This window comes from Polaribacter sp. WD7 (assembly GCF_003335085.1).
In the GTDB taxonomy this organism is placed as follows: Bacteria; Bacteroidota; Bacteroidia; order Flavobacteriales; family Flavobacteriaceae; genus Polaribacter.
The window spans coordinates 1-24175 of the sequence record NZ_QPEJ01000014.1; the positions used below are offsets into that span (position 1 = coordinate 1).

At 29.7% G+C, this 24175-nt stretch carries 18 protein-coding genes; 15 read left to right on the forward strand and 3 right to left on the reverse strand.

Translation table 11 applies throughout. The features are described from left to right. Positions 1 to 258: 258 nt before the first annotated feature. The 3 genes from DUT90_RS01700 to DUT90_RS01710 all read left to right on the forward strand — a co-directional run bounded on the left by DUT90_RS01700 (position 259) and on the right by DUT90_RS01710 (position 4246). Entirely contained in the window at positions 259 to 939 is a 681-nt protein-coding gene (locus tag DUT90_RS01700; RefSeq protein WP_114424993.1) for a DUF6624 domain-containing protein, read from the forward strand. An 898-nt stretch (positions 940 to 1837) separates the two neighbouring features. After that, on the forward strand, positions 1838 to 3277 hold the full coding sequence (locus DUT90_RS01705) for an MBOAT family protein (protein WP_114424994.1): 1440 nt from the start codon (positions 1838 to 1840) through the stop codon (positions 3275 to 3277). Positions 3278 to 3280: 3 nt separating this feature from the next. After that, positions 3281 to 4246 carry a hypothetical protein gene (locus DUT90_RS01710; protein ID WP_114424995.1) on the forward strand — a complete coding sequence of 322 codons (966 nt, stop codon included), beginning with the start codon at positions 3281 to 3283 and terminating at the stop codon, positions 4244 to 4246. Positions 4247 to 4457: 211 nt separating this feature from the next. On the opposite strand, the gene DUT90_RS01715 is transcribed toward DUT90_RS01710, so the two are convergent. The 3 genes from DUT90_RS01715 to DUT90_RS01725 form a co-directional block, all read right to left on the reverse strand. Beyond that, a complete protein-coding gene (locus DUT90_RS01715; RefSeq protein ID WP_114424996.1) occupies positions 4458 to 5426 on the reverse strand; it encodes a Gfo/Idh/MocA family protein in 969 nt (322 codons plus the stop codon). Further along, the gene (locus DUT90_RS01720) at positions 5410 to 7122 is read right to left on the reverse strand and encodes a sodium:solute symporter (protein WP_114424997.1); all 1713 of its coding nucleotides are present in this window, start codon (positions 7120 to 7122) and stop codon (positions 5410 to 5412) included. Before DUT90_RS01720 ends, DUT90_RS01715 begins: the two co-directional genes overlap by 17 nt. A 277-nt stretch (positions 7123 to 7399) precedes the next feature. Beyond that, on the reverse strand, positions 7400 to 9925 hold the full coding sequence (locus DUT90_RS01725) for a PIG-L family deacetylase (protein ID WP_114424998.1): 2526 nt from the start codon (positions 9923 to 9925) through the stop codon (positions 7400 to 7402). A gap of 266 nt (positions 9926 to 10191) precedes the next feature. Here DUT90_RS01725 and dnaN point away from each other — a divergent pair, with 266 nt between their 5' ends. The 12 genes from dnaN to DUT90_RS01785 all read left to right on the forward strand — a co-directional run bounded on the left by dnaN (position 10192) and on the right by DUT90_RS01785 (position 24169). Continuing rightward, on the forward strand, positions 10192 to 11310 hold the full coding sequence (gene dnaN / locus DUT90_RS01730) for a DNA polymerase III subunit beta (RefSeq protein WP_114424999.1): 1119 nt from the start codon (positions 10192 to 10194) through the stop codon (positions 11308 to 11310). A 117-nt stretch (positions 11311 to 11427) separates the two neighbouring features. Next, positions 11428 to 12024 (forward strand): acyl carrier protein phosphodiesterase, encoded by a 597-nt coding sequence (locus DUT90_RS01735; RefSeq protein WP_258848480.1) that lies wholly within the window; start codon positions 11428 to 11430, stop codon positions 12022 to 12024. Between the two features lie 2 nt (positions 12025 to 12026). Beyond that, positions 12027 to 13706: a gamma-glutamyltransferase gene (gene ggt / locus DUT90_RS01740; RefSeq protein WP_114425000.1), complete on the forward strand. Its 1680-nt coding sequence runs from the start codon at positions 12027 to 12029 to the stop codon at positions 13704 to 13706. A gap of 29 nt (positions 13707 to 13735) precedes the next feature. Continuing rightward, on the forward strand, positions 13736 to 14155 hold the full coding sequence (locus tag DUT90_RS01745) for a VOC family protein (protein ID WP_114425001.1): 420 nt from the start codon (positions 13736 to 13738) through the stop codon (positions 14153 to 14155). 7 nt (positions 14156 to 14162) lie between these two features. Beyond that, positions 14163 to 15020, forward strand: coding sequence for an RluA family pseudouridine synthase (locus DUT90_RS01750; protein ID WP_114425002.1), 858 nt, complete (start codon positions 14163 to 14165; stop codon positions 15018 to 15020). Between the two features lie 260 nt (positions 15021 to 15280). After that, positions 15281 to 16558 carry a hypothetical protein gene (locus DUT90_RS01755; protein ID WP_114425003.1) on the forward strand — a complete coding sequence of 426 codons (1278 nt, stop codon included), beginning with the start codon at positions 15281 to 15283 and terminating at the stop codon, positions 16556 to 16558. Next, complete coding sequence (locus DUT90_RS01760) at positions 16558 to 17640, forward strand: AI-2E family transporter (RefSeq protein WP_114425004.1); 1083 nt, start codon at positions 16558 to 16560, stop codon at positions 17638 to 17640. The genes DUT90_RS01755 and DUT90_RS01760 overlap by 1 nt, the downstream gene beginning before the upstream one ends. A gap of 6 nt (positions 17641 to 17646) precedes the next feature. Then, positions 17647 to 18825 (forward strand): class I SAM-dependent methyltransferase, encoded by a 1179-nt coding sequence (locus DUT90_RS01765; protein WP_114425005.1) that lies wholly within the window; start codon positions 17647 to 17649, stop codon positions 18823 to 18825. Between the two features lie 191 nt (positions 18826 to 19016). After that, positions 19017 to 19826: a formate dehydrogenase accessory sulfurtransferase FdhD gene (gene fdhD, locus DUT90_RS01770; protein ID WP_114425006.1), complete on the forward strand. Its 810-nt coding sequence runs from the start codon at positions 19017 to 19019 to the stop codon at positions 19824 to 19826. After that, positions 19819 to 22107, forward strand: coding sequence for an FdhF/YdeP family oxidoreductase (locus DUT90_RS01775; protein WP_114425007.1), 2289 nt, complete (start codon positions 19819 to 19821; stop codon positions 22105 to 22107). The genes fdhD and DUT90_RS01775 overlap by 8 nt, the downstream gene beginning before the upstream one ends. Positions 22108 to 22116: 9 nt before the next feature. Then, positions 22117 to 23652, forward strand: coding sequence for a hypothetical protein (locus DUT90_RS01780; protein WP_114425008.1), 1536 nt, complete (start codon positions 22117 to 22119; stop codon positions 23650 to 23652). 253 nt (positions 23653 to 23905) lie between these two features. After that, entirely contained in the window at positions 23906 to 24169 is a 264-nt protein-coding gene (locus DUT90_RS01785) for a hypothetical protein (protein WP_114425009.1), read from the forward strand. Positions 24170 to 24175 lie beyond the last annotated feature (6 nt).

Genomic DNA, 24175 nt, shown 5'->3' on the forward strand with positions numbered 1-24175 from the left:
AATGAGCTACACAAGACTGTTCGTCTCCAAAATTTGCTGTAAAACTAAATATATTCATTACTCTTATTTTTATCTAAGATAACATTTTTTATTTAATTATAAGTAATTACGGATATTCAATAAAAAGAATAAATAAAACCGCATCTGCCAACAACGAACATAAAAAATTGCTATTTTTGAGTTGCATCGAAATTGTTGCTTGTTTAAACTCAACTTTTTCATGTACAAAACCGTTACCTGCAAGCTAAAGAAACACAAATGAAAAAACTAATAAGAATATTAATCATTAGTCTTCCACTATTTGGATGTAAAGAAAAATTACCTGAAAAGAAAAAAATTCAAGAAAAAGTAGAATTCAATCAAAATTTGGCTGATGAGCTGAAAATAATGGCTAAAGTTGACCAAATCGCTGCTTATATACCACAAGGGAAATACAAAAAAATGACTTCTGAACAATGGGATTCCTTTAAAGACAGTGTTTTTACTACTCACCAAAAACGCCTAGAAGAGATATTTGTCAAATATGGATTTGTAGGATTTGATTTAGCCGGAGAAGAAGGTTCAAGAAATTTTTGGCTTATGGTTCAACACTCTGACCATAATCCCGATTTCCAAAAAGAAGTATTAGAAAAAATGAAAATTCAAGTTGAAAAACAAAATGCCGAAGCGAGTATTTACGGACTTCTTGTTGATCGTGTGAATATTAATACTGGAAAACCTCAAATCTATGGAACGCAAGTCGACTATAATTTTGATCTAGCACAAGCCTTTCCTAAGAATTTAACCGATAGTGTGAATGTTAATGAAAGAAGGAAAACAATTGGACTTAAACCAATTGAGGAGTATTTAAACCAAATGACTCTAATGAACTTTGAAATGAACAAAAAGTTTTATGCAGAAAAAGGAATTACTGAGCCTAAATTATATAAAACCGAATAAAAGCCAGCAGGTAACAATGGCTATAATTCATAGCTACATTCTGCTAGCTTAAAAATAATTACTTTTAAACAGCTGGATTTCAGTCAGACAATTCCCGTTGGGAATCGTCACTACGAAATCATAGCTTAACCGTTTGCTGAAACTGCTGAGTGAAGCCAGAAACACATAGGTTTATATCTAAAACTCTTGAATTTTGTATTTGAAAATACATTGTGAATATTGAAAAATTAAATCGTTTATACAATCAATTAATTTTTCTAGTTGTGACGGAATATTTTTTTCCAAAAAAATCTTGAATACTCTTCTCTTCTTATAAAAACGTGGAATTTTACAACGCTGAAAACAAAAAGTTATGTTTCTGGAAAATTCTTGATTTATAGAAATTGAAGTTGAGTTTCTTGCAGAATTATAAGGTTTGAAATACTAAAGTTATAGTATTGGTTAAATCTGAAAAATCTTCATTTTTAAGTAAATGGAATTGAGCCTATTGCGGAATTGAAACGTTTGAAAATGGAAAAACTTAAAATCTAAAGAAGTTCGGAAACTCAAAAAAATATGGAATTATAAGAAAAACCGCTTTTGCTAACAACATACATAAAAAAATGCTATTTTTGGTTACATCGAAATTGTGGCTAATTTAAATACGGAATTTTCCTGCGGAAAATTGCAGAACTCTTTAAACGCAACTTTTTATGTACAAAACCGTTGGTACACAATACAAAGATCTAGAAAAAAGAGCCAAAAGAATAATAAAATAGAGAATAGAACTTCTATTTTAAAAAGTAAACTTCAAAAACATCTACTTTCAAATATAATTAATACATTAGTTTTGTTAAACAATTGGTATAAATAACTTAATGGCTAAAATCTGTAAATCTTAAAACTAACAAAACAATTAATGCTTTTCAACTCAATAGATTTTGCTATATTTTTACCAATAGTTTTTATCTTATATTGGTTCTTAACAAAACATAATTTAAAACTACAAAACTTCCTAATAGTCTTAGCAAGTTATTTATTTTATGGGTGGTGGGATTGGAGATTTTTATCATTAATATTATTTAGTACAATAGTTGATTATTTTGTTGGTATAAAACTAAACAGAGAACAAAACCAATCTAAAAGAAAAGTTTTACTTTGGTTAAGTATTGGTATTAATCTAGGGTTTTTAGCCTTCTTTAAATATTATAATTTTTTCTTAGATAATTTTATTACAGCTTTTTCATTTTTTGGTAATGACATAAATATAGATTCACTTGACATTATATTACCCGTTGGTATTAGTTTTTACACTTTTCAAACATTAAGCTATACAATTGATATTTATAGAAGAAAACTAAAACCAACCAAAGACTTTATAATATTTTCTGCTTATGTAAGTTTTTTTCCGCAATTAGTTGCGGGTCCTATTGAAAGAGCAACACATTTACTACCTCAATTTTATAAAAAAAGAACTTTTAATCATTCTAAAGCAATAGATGGTTTAAGACAAATACTGTGGGGATTATTTAAGAAAATTGTCATTGCCGATAATTGTGCCCAATTTGCTAATCAAATTTTTAATAATTCTTCTGAAATGAACGGAAGCACTTTAGTTTTGGGTGCCGTTTTTTTTACATTTCAAATTTACGGTGACTTTTCAGGCTATTCAGATATTGCTATTGGAACTTCTCGCCTATTTGGCTTCAATTTGAATCAAAACTTTGCTTTTCCATACTTCTCAAGAGATATTGCAGAATTTTGGAGACGTTGGCACATCTCTCTTTCTACATGGTTTAGAGATTATCTATACATCCCCTTGGGAGGAAGTCGTGGAAATACTTGGTCTAAAATTAGAAATATATTTATCATTTTTACAGTTAGCGGATTTTGGCATGGTGCTAACTGGACTTTTATTGCTTGGGGCTTACTAAATGCTATTTACTTTTTACCACTTTTTCTAACTAGTAATAATCGGAATAACATAGAAATCGTGGCTAAGGGAAAGTTACTACCAAACCTAAAAGATTTCTCTAATATGCTGTTAACATTTAGTTTAACTGTTTTGGCTTGGATATTTTTTAGAGCAGAAAATATACATCATGCTTTATCATATTTTGCTACAATATTTTCACCTTCACTATTTAAATGTCCTGAAATTTTCCCTTCAGGGTTATTCCTATTAATTCTGTTTTTTATGGCTATTGAATGGATTAATAGAAACAAACAGTATGGTTTAGAAAAATTAAATAACAAAAAACTTAAACTTCTTGACACCCTATTACTGTTTATTGTATTTTGGTCTATAGTAATTTGGAATTCAAGTAAAGAAGTTGAATTCATATATTTCCAATTTTAAATCATGAAAGTTTTCAAATTCTTTTTGTGTTTCTGTTTATTCTTTTTAGTTGGAGAATTAATTATTAGAATTGATTTAAAATATGATTTACTAAATAATAAACCAGGTATAATAGAAGTAAAAATTGAAGCATCTGAATTAAAAAACAACGTTGAACAAGGTAATTTTATCCCAAATTCAAATCAAACAAGAATTCTCATTATAGGAGATTCCTACATACATGGAGGTGGTATTTCTAGTGAAGATAAATTCTCAAAAAAACTTTCTGTTCTTTTAAAGGAAGATGCTCTTATTTTAGATGTATCTAGACCCAGTAATTCTACACTGGACAACTACAATTCTTTTATATTTTACCAAGAAAAATTTAAACCTCATTTTGTTTTTTGGGCATATAATTTTAATGATATTTTATACACTTTACCTATTGTAGCTTCCTATAAAAAAACTGAAAAAACTAAACTACCTCCAAAAAGAATAAATAAGAAAAAAAACAACCTTAAGAAATATGTTTCTCAACTGTATTCATTTTCAGAATTAACTAGGTATCTATCTTCAAATTTACAAAAACAACTAAAATTTAAAGGCATTGTCATACCGTTAGGAGAGTTTTATCAACTTACTCAAAAAACATATTTAGAATCAAATGAAAAATGGAGAGACACAAAAAAGAAATTAGATAGAGTCTCTCAAATTTGTAAAAAAAATCAATCTCAATTTATTCTTTACAGAATGCCTGAATTCAATCTTTTAAATCATTCAAGTTTGTTTACTATTGTTGATAATGAAATTCTAAGTTATATTAATAAGAATGATGATATAGTATATTATAACGGAATAAAAGACTTTGAAAATGAAGTTGCTAGTAAATTTATGCTATCAAAATATGATGGGCATCCCAATGAATTGGCACATCTTAGAATTGCTAAAAAAATAGCAGCACATATAAATAGAGAAAAAAATAATCGCTAACAAAGAAATTATAGATGTTTTTATATGGATTTTTACAGCACTTTTTGCGTTAAACGGAATAGGTAATTTATTCTCAAAAGATGTTATAGAATTAATTTTTGGTACGTTTTTACACTTACCTCATGTATCTTATGCTTTGTTATTGTGAAAAAGAAAAAAGTTAAAATAACTCAATGAAATTTCTATAGAAAAGCGTGATATTTGAAATTAATTAATACGTTAACCCTATAACCTCTCTAACCTTATCTAAAGTATTGATGATTTTTTTAGAAAAATCAAAAGTCATTATAGGACTTTCTTTTTTTTCTGTCCTTAAAAGTTCATTAAAATGAAGGGTTTCAAAATTATAACCAATGGTACTGTATCCAAAATCTATAATTTCTTCTTCACCATTGTTAAAAATACTCACAGTAGAAGGTTGATAAAACATAGTGTTTATTTTTACTATAGCATCTTCAAAAGTAAAAATTGCCTCTGTTGGTGTATCTTCTAATAAAGTGCTTTTTAAAATGGCTTTTGCATTATGATACTTAAAAACCATATGACATTCAGAATCTGCACCAGTCTCAAAAAAAACTGCATTTGCATCAATAGATTTGGGCATTCCTAATGTAGATAAAGCTGCAAAAATTGGATAAATGCCTATATCTAACAAACTGCCTCCACCTATTTCTTTTTTTAACAATCTACTCTCTAAATCATAAACTGCTTGAAAACCAAAATCTGCTTCCAATTGCAATAATTTTCCGTATTTCTCACTTTTAAAAACATCCAATACATATTGATAATGGGGTAAAAAATAGGTCCATAAAGCTTCCATTAGCAAAACATCATTTTCTTTAGCAACAGCAATCATTTCTTCTACTTGGTGCAAATTCATTGCAAAAGGTTTTTCACATAAAACAGCTTTTTTATGTTTCATACATAATACTGCGTGCTCTTTGTGAAATGAATGTGGAGTAGCAATATAAACAGCGTCTACCTCATCGTCTTTTACCAAGTCTTGATAAGAGTCAAAAGCTTTTTTTGCTGAATATTTTTGAGCAAAACTAACTGCATTTTCTTTATTCCTAGAAGCTACAGCGTACAACTCTGCATGTTCTATTGTTGCCAAATCTGTTGCAAATTTATTGGCTATTTTGCCTAAACCAATAATTCCCCATTTAATTGTCTTTTTCATCTCTAAGTTGCTCTTTATTCAATTTAAAAGATTGAATTACAGTTGCTATCGTCATCACCAAAATACATCCTAATAAATTTAGCCATAAATACGGCAACCAATCCATGTAGAATACTATAAAAATAATAATTTGTGTAATAACTGCTGCAATAAAAACAGCATTTCCTTTTACAAATTTAACAAAAAATGCTAGTAGAAAAATACCCAAAACATTACCGTAAAAAATAGAGCCAATGATATTGACCAACTGAATTAAATTATCAAATAAATTGGCTACACAAGCTACCAAAATAGCAAGAATACCCCAAGCTAATGTAAACCATTTAGATGCTTTTACATAGTGTTCTTCACTTTTAAGAGATTTTACGTTGCGTTTGTATAAATCTATAGCAGTAGTGCTTGCTAGCGCATTTAATTCTGATGCCGTAGATGACATTGCTGCAGATAAAATTACTGCCAACAATAGGCCAATTAAACCTCTTGGTAAGTTATGTAAGATAAAATGAATAAAGACATAGTCTTTATCATTAGATTCTATTTTTTCCATAGAGGTTGCGTCTATCTTATCTATAATATCTTTTGCAGATGCTTTAATTTCTAAATCTCTTTCATTTAAAGATTTTATCACCTCTTTTTCAGAACGCTGTACCCCATCAGAAAGTAATATTTTCTTCCTATTTTCAATATCAATATGCTCTTTTTGTAATATTGCATATTCAGCAGCATATTTAGAGTTAGCTACAGCATCATCAACCTTAGGATTAAAATTTAAAGGAGAAGTATTAAATTGATAAAATACAAAAACCATAACACCTACCAGTAAAATAAAAAATTGCATAGGCACCTTCAACAATCCGTTAAAAATCAAACCTAACTGACTCTCTCTAATTGATTTACCTGATAAGTAACGCTGTACCTGACTTTGATCCGTCCCAAAATAAGACAACATTAAAAATGTGCCCCCTATAAAACCTGTCCAAACCGTATATCTATTATTTAAATCAAAAGAAAAATCTAACACCTCCATTTTACCACTTGCCCCAGCAATATCTATTGCTTTTTTAAAGGTTATATCTGCTGGCAACTGGCTCATAATCATGTAAAAAGCAATTAACATTCCTAAAAAAATGATAATCATTTGCTGCTTTTGCGTAACATTTACTGCTTTTGTGCCTCCAGAAACGGTGTAAATAATTACCAAAAAACCAATAATAATATTAAGTATTAACAAATCCCAATCTAGCACCGCAGACAAAATTATAGCAGGTGCAAAAATGGTAATACCTGCTGCTAAACCACGTTGAATTAAAAACAGAATAGCCGCTAAACTTCTTGTTTTTAAATCAAACCTACCTTCTAAAAACTCATAAGCCGTATATACTTTAAGTTTGTGGTAAATTGGTATAAAAACAACACAAATAATAATCATGGCTATGGGCAAACCAAAGTAAAATTGTACAAAACCCATTCCGCTATGAAATGCTTGTCCTGGGGTAGATAAAAAAGTAATTGCACTAGCCTGTGTTGCCATTACAGACAATCCAATAGTCCACCATTTGGTATCGTTTCCACCCTTTATATAATCTGTAACACTAGAGTTTTTTCGGGTTACATAAGTCCCGTAAACCACAATAAAAATTAGGGTAATAGATAAAACTATCCAATCTATAACATGTAATTTACTTTCTATTTCCATCAATTAATGTGTAAAATAATGGGTTATCAAATAAAAAACAACCAAGTACAAAACATTAGCAATCAACACCAAAGTGTACTCTTTTTTCCAAGTATGTTTTTGTGGATTCATATTTTTTATTTTGAAGCTTTTTCCTGCTTTCGTTACTCGCTTTTTTTATTTAGTTTTCAATACATTTTTCGTTCCTCAAAATCTTTCAACAAAATAAAAAAGAGCTCAAACAGACCACTCAATCAGGGCTATACTTGTCTGCCAAAGCCAAAACCATAAAAAAGCTTTATTTTTTTATGTTAGCGTTAATTTCTATGTTTTCTTTTCCTACAGATAGTAAATTTGCAAATAACTTATAAGCTCCTGTAACACCTGCTGGTAATTCTCTAAAAAAACTTAAACCAGTATAAATATAATTTCCTTTGCCATATTTGGCTATTAACAAGCTTCCTAATTTAGGCGTTTCTCCTTCATCATTCATAGATAAAACAGGAGTATATTGTTCTGCCCATACATTAGGAAAATACAAGCCTCTTTCTTGTACCCAACCTTTAAAATCTGCATCTGTAATTTTGTTAGGAAAATTTAGTAAAGAATTATCTGGATCTAGAACAGTTACCTCTGCAAATTCATTAGTTACTCTATCTCTAGACAATTTTAATGGGTAAGGTGCACCTACATCTACTCTTCTATTTGTATTGTATTGCACTATTAAGTTACCCCCTTTATTTACATAATCTAAAAGAAATTTTTGTTTAAAATTCAGTTCCTTAACCACATTATAAGCTCTAATACCTAAAACAATAGCATCAAAATTTGCTAAATTTTTAGCATTAATTTCTGTAGGATTTATAATAACTACATTGTATCCTATTTGTTTTAAACTTTCAGGAATAGCATCTCCTGCACCTTTAATATAGCCTATATTATTACCAGCTTTTTTAATATTTAAGCGTACTATCTTAGCTTCTGAATTTAACAATACAGATTGTTTGGGTATGTGGTTATAATTGATTTCTATCAACTCTTGTTCATATTTTTTACCTTCAAGAGTTGCAATTGCTTTCAATTTTCCTTCAGATTCATTTTGAGGCGGTGTTACAAAAAATTCAATAGTTTGTTTGTCATTTTTTTGCTGAACATCAAAAAATTGTTTCTTTGGGGTTACAATCCAATTTTCAGGAGCCTGTAAAGACACTTCTCCATTAATAAAATTAGCTCCTGCCCTAACCTCTACTACTACTTTTTTAGCAATACTATCAGAAAATATAAGTACTTTATCTTTTAACTTCGTAGTTACCTTTGGCAATACCTCAAAAGGTTCATAAATTTCACCCTTATCGCGCTCAGCATAACGTCTTACAATATTTTTTGTAATGGTTATTGGCACACTGTTAATTATCAAATTAAAATCAATTTTGGTTTCTTTTGGTGTTTCTGGTTTTCCTATTAATTTTTGATCATCCACAGTATATACACCTAATTCCCATGGTTTTTTTAACCAATAAGGATCAGAGTATTTAGACGTTTCTAAAACAAAAGTTTCTTTAAAATTAAGTTTTTCATTTTCACTTAGTCGTACACCTTTAAAAATTTCTTCTTTATCAATATGAGATTTTAACGAGGTTAATTGAATGGTAACAGTACTTCTATTTAAAAGTTCAAAATTTACATCTACTTTCTCATTTAATACACCATAAGAACTATTGGCTGAAGCCTCTAGATACAAACCAGCACAAGCCTCTATAATTTCTTTTATCTGTTTTTCTTTAATTGTTTTCCAGTGTTCATCTTCTAAGTTTTTTATCAAACTATAAGCATCCATTAACTTCGGTAAATGTTTTTCTGGATTTACAAAATCGAAATTTTGTTCAATTTCATATAAAATTTCACCTACTTCTCCTCCATTTTCTATCCGATTCCATGTTGTATTTATCCCTGCAAAAACATCTTTCTCATCTTTAGGAGCTTCACCTTTTAAAAACTCTAAATATTCATTTTGACTGCCTCTTGTAGTAAGTCTTCCAAAACCTTGACATAAATGTTGACTACTTGCTATAGAAGCCAACTCATTGTTAGACAAACCTTTTAACGGGTAATAAACACCTATATCAAAAGATAAAAAATTGGGGTTTTCTTTGGTAGCGCTTTCAAATTTTTCTCTACTTCCGTAAAACCACCAAGATGTATTAAAAAATAAACGTTTGGGCTTCCAAGTTTTTGTATACTTAAGTTGATCTTTAAATTTTGTGGTATCTGCTGCCAAATCGAAAGCCTCTACACTTAACATAGCAGAAGTTGTATGATGCCCATGTGTTGTTCCTGGAGTTCTATGATTAAATCTATTGATAATTACATCTGGTTGAAAGGTTCTAATAGCCCAAACAACATCACTCAAAACCTTTTCTTTATCCCAAATTTCTAGGGTCTCTTTTGGGTGTTTAGAATAACCAAAATCGTTTGCCCTTGTAAAAAATTGTTCTCCTCCATCTACTCCTCTTGCAGCCAATAGTTCTTGAGTTCTAATTACGCCTAACAATTCTCTAATTTCAGAACCAATCAAGTTTTGCCCTCCATCTCCTCTAGTTAAAGATAAATAACCCGTTCTTGCCTTTACATTGTTTGCCAAATATGCAATTAGACGTGTATTTTCATCATCTGGATGAGCAGCAATGTACAAAGCGGTACCTAAAAAGTTGAGTTTTTGTACTTTTTCGTAAATCTGATTAGAGGATAATTTTTGGGGTTTCTGTGCTAGAATAGATACAGAAAGCATTAAAAATAGGGAATGGAATAGTAAATATTTTTTCATTCTTTTCAATAAAATTCAATTCAAGGTCGAGCGCAGTCGAGACCTTAATGATAACTTCTCGACTGCACTCGAGGAGACCCTTTGTCTTTTTATTTCTAAAAAGAAGTCACACAAAAGTAACTTTTTTATACAGCTAAAATAATGTATTAACATAATTATAACGTTTCTAAATTCATGAACAAAATGCTCATAACCTGTTGATAAATTAATTTTTAAAATCACTTATTAAAGTTATATTTGTAGGTATAATTAAGAAAATTAAATAAATGAAATTTATTGTATCGAGTTCGCAATTGTTAAAGCAATTACAAGTTTTAGGCGGCGTTATAAATAGCAACAATACCTTACCTATTTTAGATAACTTTTTGTTTGAATTATCTGAAAATCAACTAAAAGTTTCTGCATCAGATTTAGAAACAACAATGAGCGCTGTTGTTGATGTAGAAAGTGATAGTGCTGGATCTATAGCTGTTTCTGCCCGTTTGTTACTAGATACTTTAAAGACATTTCCAGACCAACCTTTAACATTTAAAACAGAAGGAGACAATACTATAGAGATTAGTTCTGACCAAGGAAAGTATGACATGGCTTATTTTGGAGGTGATGAGTTTCCTAAAGCTGTTTCTTTAGCATCACCAAGTACAACTGTAGTTACTGCTCATATTTTAGGAACTGCTATTTCTAAAACTATTTTTGCTGCTGGTAATGATGATTTACGTCCGGTTATGAGTGGTGTTTTCTTTCAATTTAGTTCTCAAAGTTTAACTTTTGTAGCTACAGATGCTCATAAATTGGTTAAATATTCTAGAACAGATGTTACTGCAGACCAAACTGCAGAATTTATTATGCCCAAAAAACCTTTAAATCTATTAAAAGGAATTTTAGGAGGCTCAGAAAGTGAAGTTACCATAGAGTATAATGATGCTAATGCCAAATTTACATTTGATAACGTAGTGTTAGTGTGTCGTTTAATAGATGGTAAATACCCAAATTACGAAGCTGTAATCCCAAAAGAAAATCCAAATAAATTAACTGTAGATAGAGCTTCTTTTTTAAATTCTGTTAGACGTGTGTCTATTTTCTCAAGTAAAACTACGCATCAAATTCGTTTAAAAATGGCAGGAACAGAATTAAATATTTCTGCTGAAGATTTAGACTTTTCTAACAAAGCAGATGAGCGATTAAGCTGTGATTATCAAGGTGATGACATGCAAATTGGTTTCAATTCTCGTTTTTTAAGTGAAATGCTAAACAACCTAAACTCTAGTGAAGTGTTAATTGAAATGTCTTTACCAAACAGAGCTGGTATTTTAACACCAATAGATGGTACTGATGAAGGTGAAAAAATTACAATGCTAGTAATGCCTGTGATGCTAAACAACTAGTAAATTAGTCGTTTTATATATCCCGTTATTTGTACTGTACCTAATTTAGTAAAATAAGATTTATAATATTAAGAAAACCACAACTTTTAGTTGTGGTTTTTTGTTTACATTTATCAAATGAATTTCTTAGCACACCTCTACCTTTCTAAAAATAATACCAATATTATGATTGGAAATTTTATAGCCGACCACGTTAGAGGAAATCAATTTAGCCATTTTAATGACGAGATTCAACAAGGAATTTTATTACACAGAGAAATAGACACCTTTACAGATGCACACGAAATTGTAAGAAAGAGCAAACGCAGATTACACGAACGTTATAGACACTATGATGGTGTTATTATCGATATTTTTTTCGACTATTTTTTAGCGAAAAATTGGACAACTTATTCTGCAATTCCTTTAGATATTTATACCAGTTCAATTTATAATTTGTTTCAAGAAAAATATGACGAATTACCTGTAAAATCACAACAATTCATCAATTACATGATAGCTTATGATATCTTATACAATTACCAGTTTGAAGAAGGAATTTCAAAGGTTTTAAACGGAATGAACAAAAGAACTAAAGGCAAATCGCAAATGCACTTAGCTATTGAAGATTTAAAAAATCTAAGTTCAACTTTTGAAAAAGACTTTACACTCTTTTTTAAAGATTTGATAGCTTTTTCAAATCAAAAACTAGCAGTAATAAGAAAACAATTATAATCATGAATAAGACACTTTTCTTAGCCATTTTAGTATCCTTATTCATTGCTTGTAAAAAGAACAAGATTACAGGAGTAATTGCAGAAAAAGCAATGGTTGTTTCTGCAAGAAAGGAAGCTTCTAAAATTGGAATAAGTATTCTTAAAAAAGGAGGAAATGCTTTTGATGCAATGGTTGCTACAGAATTAGCTTTGGCTGTTGCATATCCTTATGCAGGTAATATAGGTGGTGGTGGGTTTATGGTTTATAGAAAAAATGATGGAGACATAGGCGCTTTAGATTACAGAGAAAAAGCACCTTTAAACGCAAAAAAAGACATGTTTTTAGACAGTCTAGGAAATGTTATTGATGGAAAAAGCACTCTTGGAGCAATGGCTGTTGGAGTTCCTGGAACAATTGCTGGTGTTTTTGCTACTCATAAAAAATTTGGATCCTTACCCATGTCTAAAATTCTACAACCGGTTATAGAATTAGCTAAACGTGGAGTTGTAGTCACAAAAAAACAAGAAGCAAGAATCAAAAAATATCAACCCTATTTTAAAAAAATAAATACTTCTAAAATACTTTTAGATTCTATTTGGAAAGAAAAAGATACCATAAAATATATTGCTCTAGCAGAAACCTTAGAACGTATAGCCATAAATGGCAAAAAAGAATTTTATACTGGTGAAACTGCAAAACGTTTTGTTAAATTTATACAAGCAAATGGCGGGATTATAACTTTAGAAGACTTAGCTAAATACGAGGCAAAGTGGAGAAAACCTATTACTTTTACTTACGATGATTTGCGAATAATTTCTATGTCTCCTCCTTCTAGTGGTGGTATTTGTTTAGCACAAATTATGAATGCAATAGAGCCTTTTGATTTGCATGAGTATGGGCACAATTCTCCAAAAACTATTCAAGTAATTAGTGAAGCAGAAAGACGTGCATACGCTGATAGAAGTTTCTTTTTAGGTGACCCTGATTTTGTAAAAATACCTTTAAAAAAATTAATTTCTAAAGAGTATACAAAAGAACGAATGCATAACTTCTCTTTTGAAAAAGCAACAAAATCTTCTGATGTTTCCCACGGAAGTATAGAAATCACAGAAAGTGATGAGACTACTCATTATTCTATAGTAGACTCCTTTGGCAATGCTGTTTCGGTAACAACAACCATTAACGGAGCATATGGTTCTAAATTATATTGTTCTGATTTAGGTTTCTTTTTGAATAATGAAATGGATGATTTTTCTAGCAAACCAGGTATACCCAACATGTTTGGTTTAATTGGCGCCAAAGCTAATGAAATTGCACCAGAAAAGCGAATGTTAAGTTCTATGACACCTACCATTATAGAAAAAAACGGCAACTTATTTATGGTTGTTGGTACACCTGGAGGCTCTACTATTATTACCTCTGTTTTACAAACCATTTTAAATGTACATGAATTTAATATGGGTATACAAGAAGCTGTAAACCAGCCTCGTTTTCACCACCAATGGTTACCTGATGAAATTAGAATTGAACCTGATAAATTCGAGAAAAACACAATTTTAGAGTTGAATAGATTAGGATACCCAACAAATACAAAAAGAACTCCTGTTATTGGTAAAGTTGATGCCATCTTAATACTTTCCAATGGAAAATTAGAAGGAGGTGCAGACCCAAGAGGAGATGACACCGCTATTGGGTTTTAATCGTTAATAAATTTAAAAAAAACAAAAATATGAATGTACAACCCTTTCACTTATCAATTCCTGTAAAAGATTTAGCAAAATGCAGGTCATTTTACAGAGATGTTTTAAACTGCAAAGAAGGTAGAAGTACTAATGAATGGGTAGATTTTGACTTTTTTGGTCACCAGTTTGTACTACACCAAAAAGACGATTTTAATCCTCAAAGAATATCTAATATTGTTGATGGCCAAGGTGTACCTGTACCTCATTTTGGAGTTGTATTAACTTGGGATGATTGGCATAGTTTGTCTTCAAGACTTCAAAAAGAAAACACAGTATTTGTTATTGAGCCTTGTATTCGTTTTAAAGGTAAAGTTGGTGAACAAGCAACAATGTTTTTTAAAGACCCTGAGGGAAATGCATTAGAATTTAAAGCTTTTAAAGATATTAACCAATTATTTGCAAAGTAAATTACTTATGCAAATATTAGAAACACACACTAGTAAAACACAAGAGTTACCTATTCGTTTTCAGGAGTATGGTGTTGCTATTTTTAAAACTATAACTACAAAATCGGCTTTAAAAAAGGCTATCAAAAAAAAGCAAATTTATATAGATGGTATTTTAGCAACAACCTCTAAATTTATTTTAGGAGGAGAACAAATAGACTTAGTAAAAACTAAAGAAAATAGATTTCAAAAAAAATTAGCTTTAAATTTAGAAGTCCTGTTTGAGGACGATTATTTAGCTATCATCTGTAAACCTCCTGGTGTTTTAGTAAGTGGAAACAAATTTGTTACCGTTGTAAATGCATTGCCACAAAACTTAAAAAGAAGCAAACAAAAAGATGCAATACACCCTCAGCCAATACATAGATTAGACTATCCTACAAGTGGTCTTTTATTGGTTGGCAAAACAATTTCATCTATACAAATATTAAGTAAATTATTTGAGCATAAAAAAATAAAAAAAACGTATTACGCTGTAGTTATTGGAAAAATATGCTCTGGAGGAACTATAAACTTTGCTGTAGATAACAAAAATGCTTCAACATTATTTACAGTTATAAAAACTGTAGAATCTAAACGATTTATTTTTTTAAACTTAGTAAAGTTGTCTCCAAAAACAGGTAGAAAGCACCAATTACGTAAACATTTATCAAGTATTGGTCATCAAATATTAGGTGATAAAGATTATGGCGAAAAAGAGCTATTTTTAAAAGGAAAAGGGTTGTATTTGCACGCTTATAAATTAGAGTTTCTACATCCGTTTACAAAAGAAAAAATTATTATATCTAAAAAATTGCCCCAGAAATTTTCTAAGATATTTCCTTAATAAGTAACACTTAACAAATCGTCAACCTAGACACTAACAAAAATCAGAAATGACATTATCAACAATAAACATGATAATAAAAAATTAGGTTTTTGAGCAGGAATTGTACCTATAAACAAATTGCAAAATACCCTATTGCTGATAAAGGAAAACCTCAAAAAATAGAAACCCAAAAACATGTTTTAAATTATTATGAGACAAACAAATAGTTTCTTCTTTCAAAAATTAATATTTTAGCTTCTTAATTTTTAACCTTAAAAATGAAGAAGCTTTTTAAATTTATTGGACTCTTTTTTTTGCTTTTAATTATTGTAGGCGGAATTTATTATCTTATAAATAATGAACCTTTACCTCAAGGAAAAAAAGGTAAAGAAGCAGATGCTTTAGCTATAAAAATGTTAAATGCATTACATTATGATACCTATGAAAATACAGAAATTTTAGAATGGAGTTTTAGAGGTTCTAATTTTTACAAATGGCAAAAAAATGAAGATATTGCAACTGTTTCTTGGGATAATAATAAAGTAGTTTTACATACAAAACAACCAAACTTATCTGAAGTTTTTGTTAATGCTAAAAAAGTTAAAAACCCAAAATTGATTAAAAAGGCTACAAATTATTTTAATAATGATTCCTTTTGGTTAGTAGCCCCATATAAAATATTTGATAAAGATACAGAAAGACGTCTTGTAAAACATGATGGTAAAGATGCATTATTAGTTACCTACACATCTGGCGGATCTACTCCTGGAGATTCTTATCTCTGGATTTTAGACGAAAATTACTTTCCGATCGCTTACAAAATGTGGACAAAAATTATTCCTATTGGCGGAGTTTCTGCTACGTGGTCTGACTGGAAAAAAACTGACGCAGGCATTCAATTACCTACAAAGCACAAGTTATCTTTATTTGGTATAGAAATTTCAATGGGAGATGTAAAAGCTTATAACCAAAATGCTGATGATTTGGCTAATAAAATTCTAAAAGCCGTCAAACACAAAGCATACAAAAATACAAGGTATTTAGAATGGAGTTTTGCAGACAAAAGACATTTTAAATGGGATAAAGAAAAACATATTGTAGATGTTTCTTGGGATAGTGTTAAAGTTAACTTACATCCAGCAAATATAAAAAATAGTACCGTTTATTTTAACTCAGTAAAACAAGAAAATCCTTCGCAAAAAATAATTAAAAAGGCTTGGAATATTTTTAATAATGATTCTTTTTGGTTAGTTGCTCCTCATAAATTATTTGATGATGGTGTTGTTAGAAATGTTATAAACATTGATGATAAAGATGCATTACAAGTTACTTATACTAGTGGTGGTACAACTCCAGGAGATGCCTATATTTGGATTTTAGACACAAATTATATACCAAAAAGTTATAAAATGTATTTAAAAAACGGAAGAATTACTGGTACACCTGCAACTTGGGAAGATTGGATTACTACAAAAAGTGGTACGTTATTACCAACAAATCATACCTTAGGCAAAGGCAGACAGCTTAGTATGGGCACTGTAAAAGCATATAATTAATGAACTCAAAAACCATTACCAATGGAATACTAAGAGCTATAGGAATTCTCTCTGGAATTTTTCTTTTAGGCTACTTTTTATATGCCATACAGTCTGTAATTGTCTACATTGTTATTGCTGGAATTTTATCTTTAATTGCAAGACCAATTATTCTTTTTTTAAGAAGAAAATTAAAATTTCCAAATACTTTAGCTGTAGTTTTTACCATGATGTTTATGTTAGGTATGCTAACTGGTTTAATATTAATGTTTATACCTTTGGTTGCAGAACAAGGTAAAAGTTTATCGCTTTTAGAGGTAGATAAATTAGAACGTAATGTTCAAGAAATTATAAATCAAATTTCAAATTATTTTTCTTCTAAAGGAATAGATGTATTAGGAGAAATTAAAAACTTTGATTTTTTATCTCAATTTCAACAAATCCCTAATTTTTTAAATTCAATTTTAGGAGCCTTAGGATCGCTAAGTGTCGGTTTATTTTCGGTTTTGTTTATTTCTTTCTTTTTCATGAAAGACAGTCAGTTATTAAAAAAAGGAGTATTAACCATCATCCCTAACGGAACAGAAAATAGATTTTCTAAATCTTTAGAAACCATAAACGACTTGTTATCAAGGTATTTTATAGGGCTAATTTTTCAAATTTCAATTTTATTTGTAATCTATACTATCATTTTATTAATATTCGGAATTAATAATGCTGTTGTCATTGCTTTTTTATGTGCTTTACTTAATCTTATTCCGTATGTAGGCCCTTTAATTGGCGCAGTAATAATGTTTATTTTATCGATGACTAGTAATATTGGTCAAGATTTTCAATCTCAAATTTTACCAACAACTACTTATGTAATGATAGGTTATTTAATAGCACAATTAATAGATAATTTTGCAAGCCAGCCTATTATATTTTCAAAAACTACTAAATCTCATCCTTTAGAAATTTTTTTAGTCATTATTATTGGAGGATTATTATTTGGTGTGGTTGGAATGATAACTGCGGTTCCAATATACACTGCTTTAAAAGTAATTCTAAAAGAGTTTTTGTCTGATAACAAAATAGTAAAATCTATAACAAAAGATATTTAAGCGTTTTTGAATTCTAAAATTTTACATCCAGAAGTACAGCAATTTATTACCGATAATCTAAAATCAGAAATAACGAAACTGATTTTAAAAGGAAGTCCATTTTCTGAGATTTCTATTCAAGAATTAGCAAACCAAATTACTGCTAAACAAAAATCTGAACATAAATTACCTACATGGTTTTTTACAAATAACATATACTTTCCACCTAAAATAAGTATAGAACAAACCTCATCAGAAATCACAGCAGCATACAAATCTTCTCTAGTTTCAGGAAACTCAATAATAGACATTACTGGTGGTTTTGGGGTAGATTGTTATTATTTTTCAAAAAAATTTGATAACGTCACGCATTGCGAGATTAATGAAAATCTATCTAAAATAGTAAAACACAACTACAACAAGTTTGGGGTAAATACTATTAAAACTTTTGCAGGAAATGGTTTTACATTTTTAAAAGAAACCAAATTAATATTCGATTGTATTTATATAGATCCATCAAGAAGAAATGATCAAAAAAGAAAAGTATTTTTGTTGAAAGATTGCTTACCTCAAATACCTCCTAAGATTGATTTTTATTTTACAAAAACAAATACTATTCTTATTAAAGTTTCTCCTATTTTAGACATAACCAACACTATAAGAGAACTTAAAAATGTAAAAGAAATACATGTTGTTGCTGTTCATAACGAGGTAAAAGAATTACTTTTTTTACTACAAAAAAACTACAATAATACCATTTTAATAAAAACTATTAATTTTGGAAAAAAGGCTATCCAAAAATTTAATTTTAAATATCTAGAAGAAGCTTCGTCTCAATATTCAGAACCTTTGCAATATTTGTATGAACCTAATGCTGCAATTTTAAAATCAGGAGCTTTTCATCAAATAGCAGCTAGTTTAAATGTTTATAAATTACACCCTCACTCTCATTTGTATACATCAGAAAACCCCGTTGATTTTCCTGGTAGAACTTTTAAAATTAAATCTAGTGTCGAGTATAACAAAAAGAAAATAAACAAACTTTTTTCTGATAAAAAAGCAAACATTACTACTAGAAATTTCCCCAAAACAGTAGCTCAGATTAGAAAAGAAACAAAGATTAATGATGGGGGTTCTAAATATATATTCTTTACCACGCTAAATAACAATAAGTTATCTGTTGTTTTTTGTGAAAAAATAGATTAAAATACTATTTCTTTTTCTTAAAATAGTATTAGTTTTTTTGAAAAATATTATTTAAATTTGCAATCGATTTGGGTGTTTTATTATTAGGGGTATAAAACACTTAGATTTAAGCCTTGAAATTCGTTTCAAGGCTTTTTCTTTTTTAGGCATATCTTTTTCACTAATTTTGTAAGTGTTACATTTCTTTATTTATGCAGACTACAAAGTATCAGGGATTAAAAATAGACCAAGGTAATCATGCTTTTATCGATGATGATTTGGTTATTGAAGTTCCTCTTCAAATAAATATTAATAATGAAGCCTATACTGTAGTGATGAGAACCCCTGATGATGATGATGAATTAATTAGAGGCTTGCTTTTTGCAGAAGATATTTACAAAAATGAAACTAATTTAGTTTATAAAATTATTGAAAAAGAACAAAACATTACTACCATTATTAATGTGACTATTCCTATACAAGAATTGGGAAAAGGATATTTAAATAAACGAACCCTTTTATCTGTCTCCTCATGTGGAATTTGCGGCAAAAAAAAATTAAAAGATATTAAGGTCTATGGAAAAAAACTAAATAGCAACTCCAATTTTTTTGCTAAAGACTTACATGCAATGTTTTCTAAAATGAATGGTATTCAAAAAACCTTTATTTCTTCAGGTGGTAGTCATGCTGCAGCAATATTTAATCAAAAAAAAGAAATTTTATCTATAAAAGAAGATATTGGCAGGCATAATGCTGTAGACAAAACCATTGGAGATTTACTTATAACAGATCAACTTAAAAGCGCTGAATATTTATTAGTTAGTGGCAGAGTTTCTTATGAAATTGTATCCAAAGCATTTTTGGCAAAAATACCTATTATTGTTGCTGTTTCTGCTTGTTCTTCTTTAGCTGTAGATTTTGCTAAAGAATTCGGAATTTGTTTAATAGGTTTTGCAAGAAACCAAAAGATTACTATATACTCTAATCCTTCTATGTTAATAACAAAATTAAGTTATGCCTAAAAATTCTGAAGCACAGCCTCCTGAAAAACTAACAGGAATAAGCATAAAAGACACACCAAAATCAGCAGCAGGATTAAAAGCAATCGCGTCTACGGTAAAACATATTAAAAAAGAAATTGGTTTAAGTAAAGGCATTCAATTACTATCCAAATTGAATCAAAAAGATGGATTTGACTGTCCCGGTTGCGCATGGCCAGATCCTGATGATAAAAGAGCTCTTTTGGCAGAGTATTGTGAAAATGGAGCAAAAGCAGTAGCTGAAGAAGCTACAAAAAATAAAGTCTCTCCTTTATTTTTTGCTACGCATTCAGTACAAGAATTATCTGAATTATCAGATTATGAAATTGGTAAAAGTGGACGCGTAACACAGCCTATGTTTTTACCAGAAGGTGCTAATCATTATCAAGAAATTTCTTGGAAAGACGCTTTTAAGATGATTGGAGAAGAACTAAATAATTTAGATTCTCCTGATGAAGCTATATTTTATACTTCGGGAAGAACAAGCAACGAAGCTGCATTTTTATATCAACTATTTGTTCGTCAATTTGGTACAAACAATTTACCAGATTGCTCTAATATGTGTCATGAATCTAGTGGTGCTGCACTTTCTGAAACACTTGGTATTGGTAAAGGCTCAGTAACTTTAGATGATTTTAACCATACAGACTTGGTTATTGTTATTGGTCAAAACCCTGGAACCAATCATCCCAGAATGCTAAGTGCCCTAGAAAAAAGCAAACAAAATGGTGCTAAAATTATTTCTATAAATCCATTGCCAGAAGTTGGTCTAATAAATTTTAAAAACCCTCAAAACCTAATAAAATGGGTTAACGGTCAAGAACTTACAGATGTTTTTTTACAAGTTAAAATAAATGGAGATGTTGCTTTGTTAAAAATCATCTTAAAATTGATGAAAGAAAAAGAGAATGCTGTACCAAACTCTGTATTTAATCATAAATTTATCAAAGAAAAAACAGCTGGTATTCAAGATTTATTAGAAGATCTAGATAGATATTCTATTGAAGAGCTACTTCCTCAAACAGGTTTATCATTAGAAAAAATAAAAAAAGCTACACAGCTCATCATCAACAATAAAAATATTATTATATGTTGGGCTATGGGGGTAACGCAACACAAAAATGCAGTTGATAATATTAGAGAAATTGTAAATATTTTATTATTAAAAGGGAGTATTGGAAAAAAAGGTGCTGGTACTTGCCCCGTTAGAGGTCATTCTAATGTTCAAGGAGACAGAACTATGGGGATTTGGGAAAAACCGAAAGATGATTTTTTAGATAATTTAGAAAAAGAATTTCAGTTTAAAGCTCCAAGAAAACATGGTTTTGATGTCGTAAATGCTATTGAGGCAATGTATACAAAAAAAGCAAAAGTATTTTTTGGAATGGGAGGTAATTTTATTTCTGCAACACCAGATACCAAATACACAGCTGAGGCTTTGCAAAACTGTAGTCTAACTGTTCATGTTTCTACAAAATTAAACAGAAGCCATTTAGTAACAGGTAAAAAGGCTTTAATTTTACCGTGTTTGGGTAGAACAGAAATAGATTATCAAGATATGGGAGAACAATTTGTTTCAGTAGAGAACTCTATGGGTGTCGTGCATAAATCTAAAGGTACAATAAAGCCTTCATCAAAATACCTATTAAGCGAACCAGCCATTGTTGCTGGTATTGCCAATGCCACTTTATCAAGCTCTATAACTAATTGGACTAAGTTAACTGCAAATTACGATTTGATTCGTGATAAGATTGAAGCTACAATTCCTGGATTTAAAAATTACAACAAACGCGTAAGGATTGATGGTGGTTTTTATTTACCCAACAACGCCAGAGACAATAATTTTACACCTACTAGAACAGGAAAAGCAAATTTTAGTATCAATAAACCTTCTGAAATTGAGTTGAAAAAGAATCATTTTTTAATGATGACTATAAGAACACATGATCAATATAATACCACAATCTATGGACTTAATGATAGGTACAGAGGAATACTGAATGAAAGAAGAGTACTATTAATGAATAAAGAGGACATGAACTCGTTAGGTTTACAAAAATTAGATAAAGTAGATTTAACAAGTCATTTTAACAAAGAAAAAAGAGAAGCTAAAGGGTTTTTAGTAGTCCCTTATAATATACCAAAACAATGTACAGCTACTTATTTTCCTGAAGCAAATGTACTTGTTGCTTTAAAAAATAAAGCTAGAGTAAGTAACACCCCTGCATCTAAAACAGTAATCATTACCATACATAAAAGATAATTTACAACTATGAAAAAACTTTTTTGCTTACTTGTTATTCTTATAACCACACAAAGTTTTTTTGCTCAATTAGAAAAAAAACCTCAAAAAATAACTCAAAAAGGATTTGCTAAAGTAGATTTTCTATCCATTAATATGCCAGAGACAGGAATTATGAACGAACCCAACATGGGGTTTACAGGAATTCATTATAATTTATTACTAAATAATTTTTACACTGGTTTGGGTATTTACGGTGCAGTTAGCGGAGCTAGAGGAGGCTTTTTTACACTAGGAGTTAATGCAGGTTATAAAAAATTCTTATCTAAAAAACTTTTTTTAGATAGCGGTTTTCATTTTGGTGGTGGTGGTGGTGCAAACGCCCCTGATGGTGGAGGCGCTTTTATTTTACCACACTTTAATATAGGTTATGAGTTTAGAGATTTCTCTTTAAATGCTGGTTGGAGTTATGTGAATTTTTTTGACAATGGATTGATAAAAAATCATCAACTAAATTTTGCAGTAGAAATTCCTTTAGATTATGATTATGCTAACTATAACAATAGAGAAAAAATGTATAATATTCAGCATTTAAAAAACTCTGAATGGGATACAAAGGCAGGTAAATTTTCTGTAATGATGCACTTAAACAATTTAGTTACTAAAGGAAGATCTAGAAATACTCTTGACCCAAAATACAACCTAGCAACAATTAGATTAGCCGGTTTTGAAATTGCATCTTATTTTTATAAAAATTGGTTTGCTTTTATTAAGGTAGATGGTGCTTTTAGCGGAATACCTGGAGGATATATGGATGTCTTTTTTGGGTCAGGGTACTTACTTTCATTTAATAGAAATAGAACTAACTTGCTTGCCAAATTTGGTGTTGGTGCTGGTGGCGGTGGCGGTGTAGATACAAAAGGTGGCTTTTTAATTTACCCAGACATCTCTATAGAACAGCAAATATTTAAAGATGCCTTTATTTCTTTAAACAAAGGGTTTGTAATGTCTCCTAACTCAGATTTTTACAGCGAATCATATGGTGTTGGCCTTAAATATTATTTGGAAAAAGACGGAATTCAATCTACTAAATCTAATAGAGAAAGTGCTAAATTAAAAGGGCTTAACATTATTGTAAAACAAGACTTATACTTTAATGCAAAAAGAAAAGAAAATCCTACTGAAGATATGCATCAAATATCTCTTCAGGTAAACTTTGATTTAACAAAAAATCTTTATGTAGCTGGACAAACTTCATTTGCTAATTTTGGTAATGCAGGTGCTTACGCAGAAGGAATTGTAGGTTTTGGTTTAAAATCTAATCTCTTATTAAACAATTCTACCTCATTTTTTGTACAAACTTTAGCTGGTGCTGCTGGTGGTGGTAATATTTCTACAGGACAAGGATTAATTATAAAACCAAGTGCAGGTTTAGATTATACATTGTCAAATACATTAAAATTAAGAGCTTCAGGCGGATATGTCAAAGCAAGAGCAGGTGAGCTAAGTAGTCCTTTTATAAATTTGGGTATAAATTATACTATTTCTTTTTTGAAATTAAAATAATTTTATATATTTGCACAATCAATATCCCCTTATTGATGTACCCTCTTTTTAAATTTATAATAAAGTTCATAGTCAATTAGATTCGTCTACTTGTGCTGTATATTTATTAAAGCTCCCTAACTTTATAAGTTTTATTTAGTTGCTATTATTGTAATAGTAACAGGATATCTAAAAGCAAAACTCCTCTACAAAGTTAGCTCCTGTTTATTTTATTTCTAATAATAGTTTGTTTTAATTATTTAATTATTTTATTATGAAAAAAGCGTTTATTGCTTTAACATTTGTAGGGGTACTAGCTAGCTGTCAACCCGTAAAAACAGAATTAGAGTATTATCAATCCAACAAAGCTACCGTAGAAAAGGAGTATCCAAATTATCACATTACTTCTTTTAGACAATATAGTTATATTTTTCAGGTATCTAGCCCTGAACATGTAATTGAAGTCACCTTAGATCGTAATGCTAAAATTATCAAAAAAGATACTTTAAGAGTGTTTAACACCTTAGTAAAGAGATAACTACTC

Bases quoted from the DNA above. Each gene is read 5' to 3' on its own strand.
- DUT90_RS01700 (WP_114424993.1), top strand. From the start codon at position 259: ATGAAAAAACTAATAAGAATATTAATCATTAGTCTTCCACTATTTGGA.
- DUT90_RS01705 (WP_114424994.1), top strand. From the start codon at position 1,838: ATGCTTTTCAACTCAATAGATTTTGCTATATTTTTACCAATAGTTTTT.
- DUT90_RS01710 (WP_114424995.1), top strand. From the start codon at position 3,281: ATGAAAGTTTTCAAATTCTTTTTGTGTTTCTGTTTATTCTTTTTAGTT.
- DUT90_RS01715 (WP_114424996.1), bottom strand. From the start codon at position 5,426: ATGAAAAAGACAATTAAATGGGGAATTATTGGTTTAGGCAAAATAGCC.
- DUT90_RS01720 (WP_114424997.1), bottom strand. From the start codon at position 7,122: ATGGAAATAGAAAGTAAATTACATGTTATAGATTGGATAGTTTTATCT.
- DUT90_RS01725 (WP_114424998.1), bottom strand. From the start codon at position 9,925: ATGAAAAAATATTTACTATTCCATTCCCTATTTTTAATGCTTTCTGTA.
- dnaN (WP_114424999.1), top strand. From the start codon at position 10,192: ATGAAATTTATTGTATCGAGTTCGCAATTGTTAAAGCAATTACAAGTT.
- DUT90_RS01735 (WP_258848480.1), top strand. From the start codon at position 11,428: ATGAATTTCTTAGCACACCTCTACCTTTCTAAAAATAATACCAATATT.
- ggt (WP_114425000.1), top strand. From the start codon at position 12,027: ATGAATAAGACACTTTTCTTAGCCATTTTAGTATCCTTATTCATTGCT.
- DUT90_RS01745 (WP_114425001.1), top strand. From the start codon at position 13,736: ATGAATGTACAACCCTTTCACTTATCAATTCCTGTAAAAGATTTAGCA.
- DUT90_RS01750 (WP_114425002.1), top strand. From the start codon at position 14,163: ATGCAAATATTAGAAACACACACTAGTAAAACACAAGAGTTACCTATT.
- DUT90_RS01755 (WP_114425003.1), top strand. From the start codon at position 15,281: ATGAAGAAGCTTTTTAAATTTATTGGACTCTTTTTTTTGCTTTTAATT.
- DUT90_RS01760 (WP_114425004.1), top strand. From the start codon at position 16,558: ATGAACTCAAAAACCATTACCAATGGAATACTAAGAGCTATAGGAATT.
- fdhD (WP_114425006.1), top strand. From the start codon at position 19,017: ATGCAGACTACAAAGTATCAGGGATTAAAAATAGACCAAGGTAATCAT.
- DUT90_RS01775 (WP_114425007.1), top strand. From the start codon at position 19,819: ATGCCTAAAAATTCTGAAGCACAGCCTCCTGAAAAACTAACAGGAATA.
- DUT90_RS01780 (WP_114425008.1), top strand. From the start codon at position 22,117: ATGAAAAAACTTTTTTGCTTACTTGTTATTCTTATAACCACACAAAGT.
- DUT90_RS01785 (WP_114425009.1), top strand. From the start codon at position 23,906: ATGAAAAAAGCGTTTATTGCTTTAACATTTGTAGGGGTACTAGCTAGC.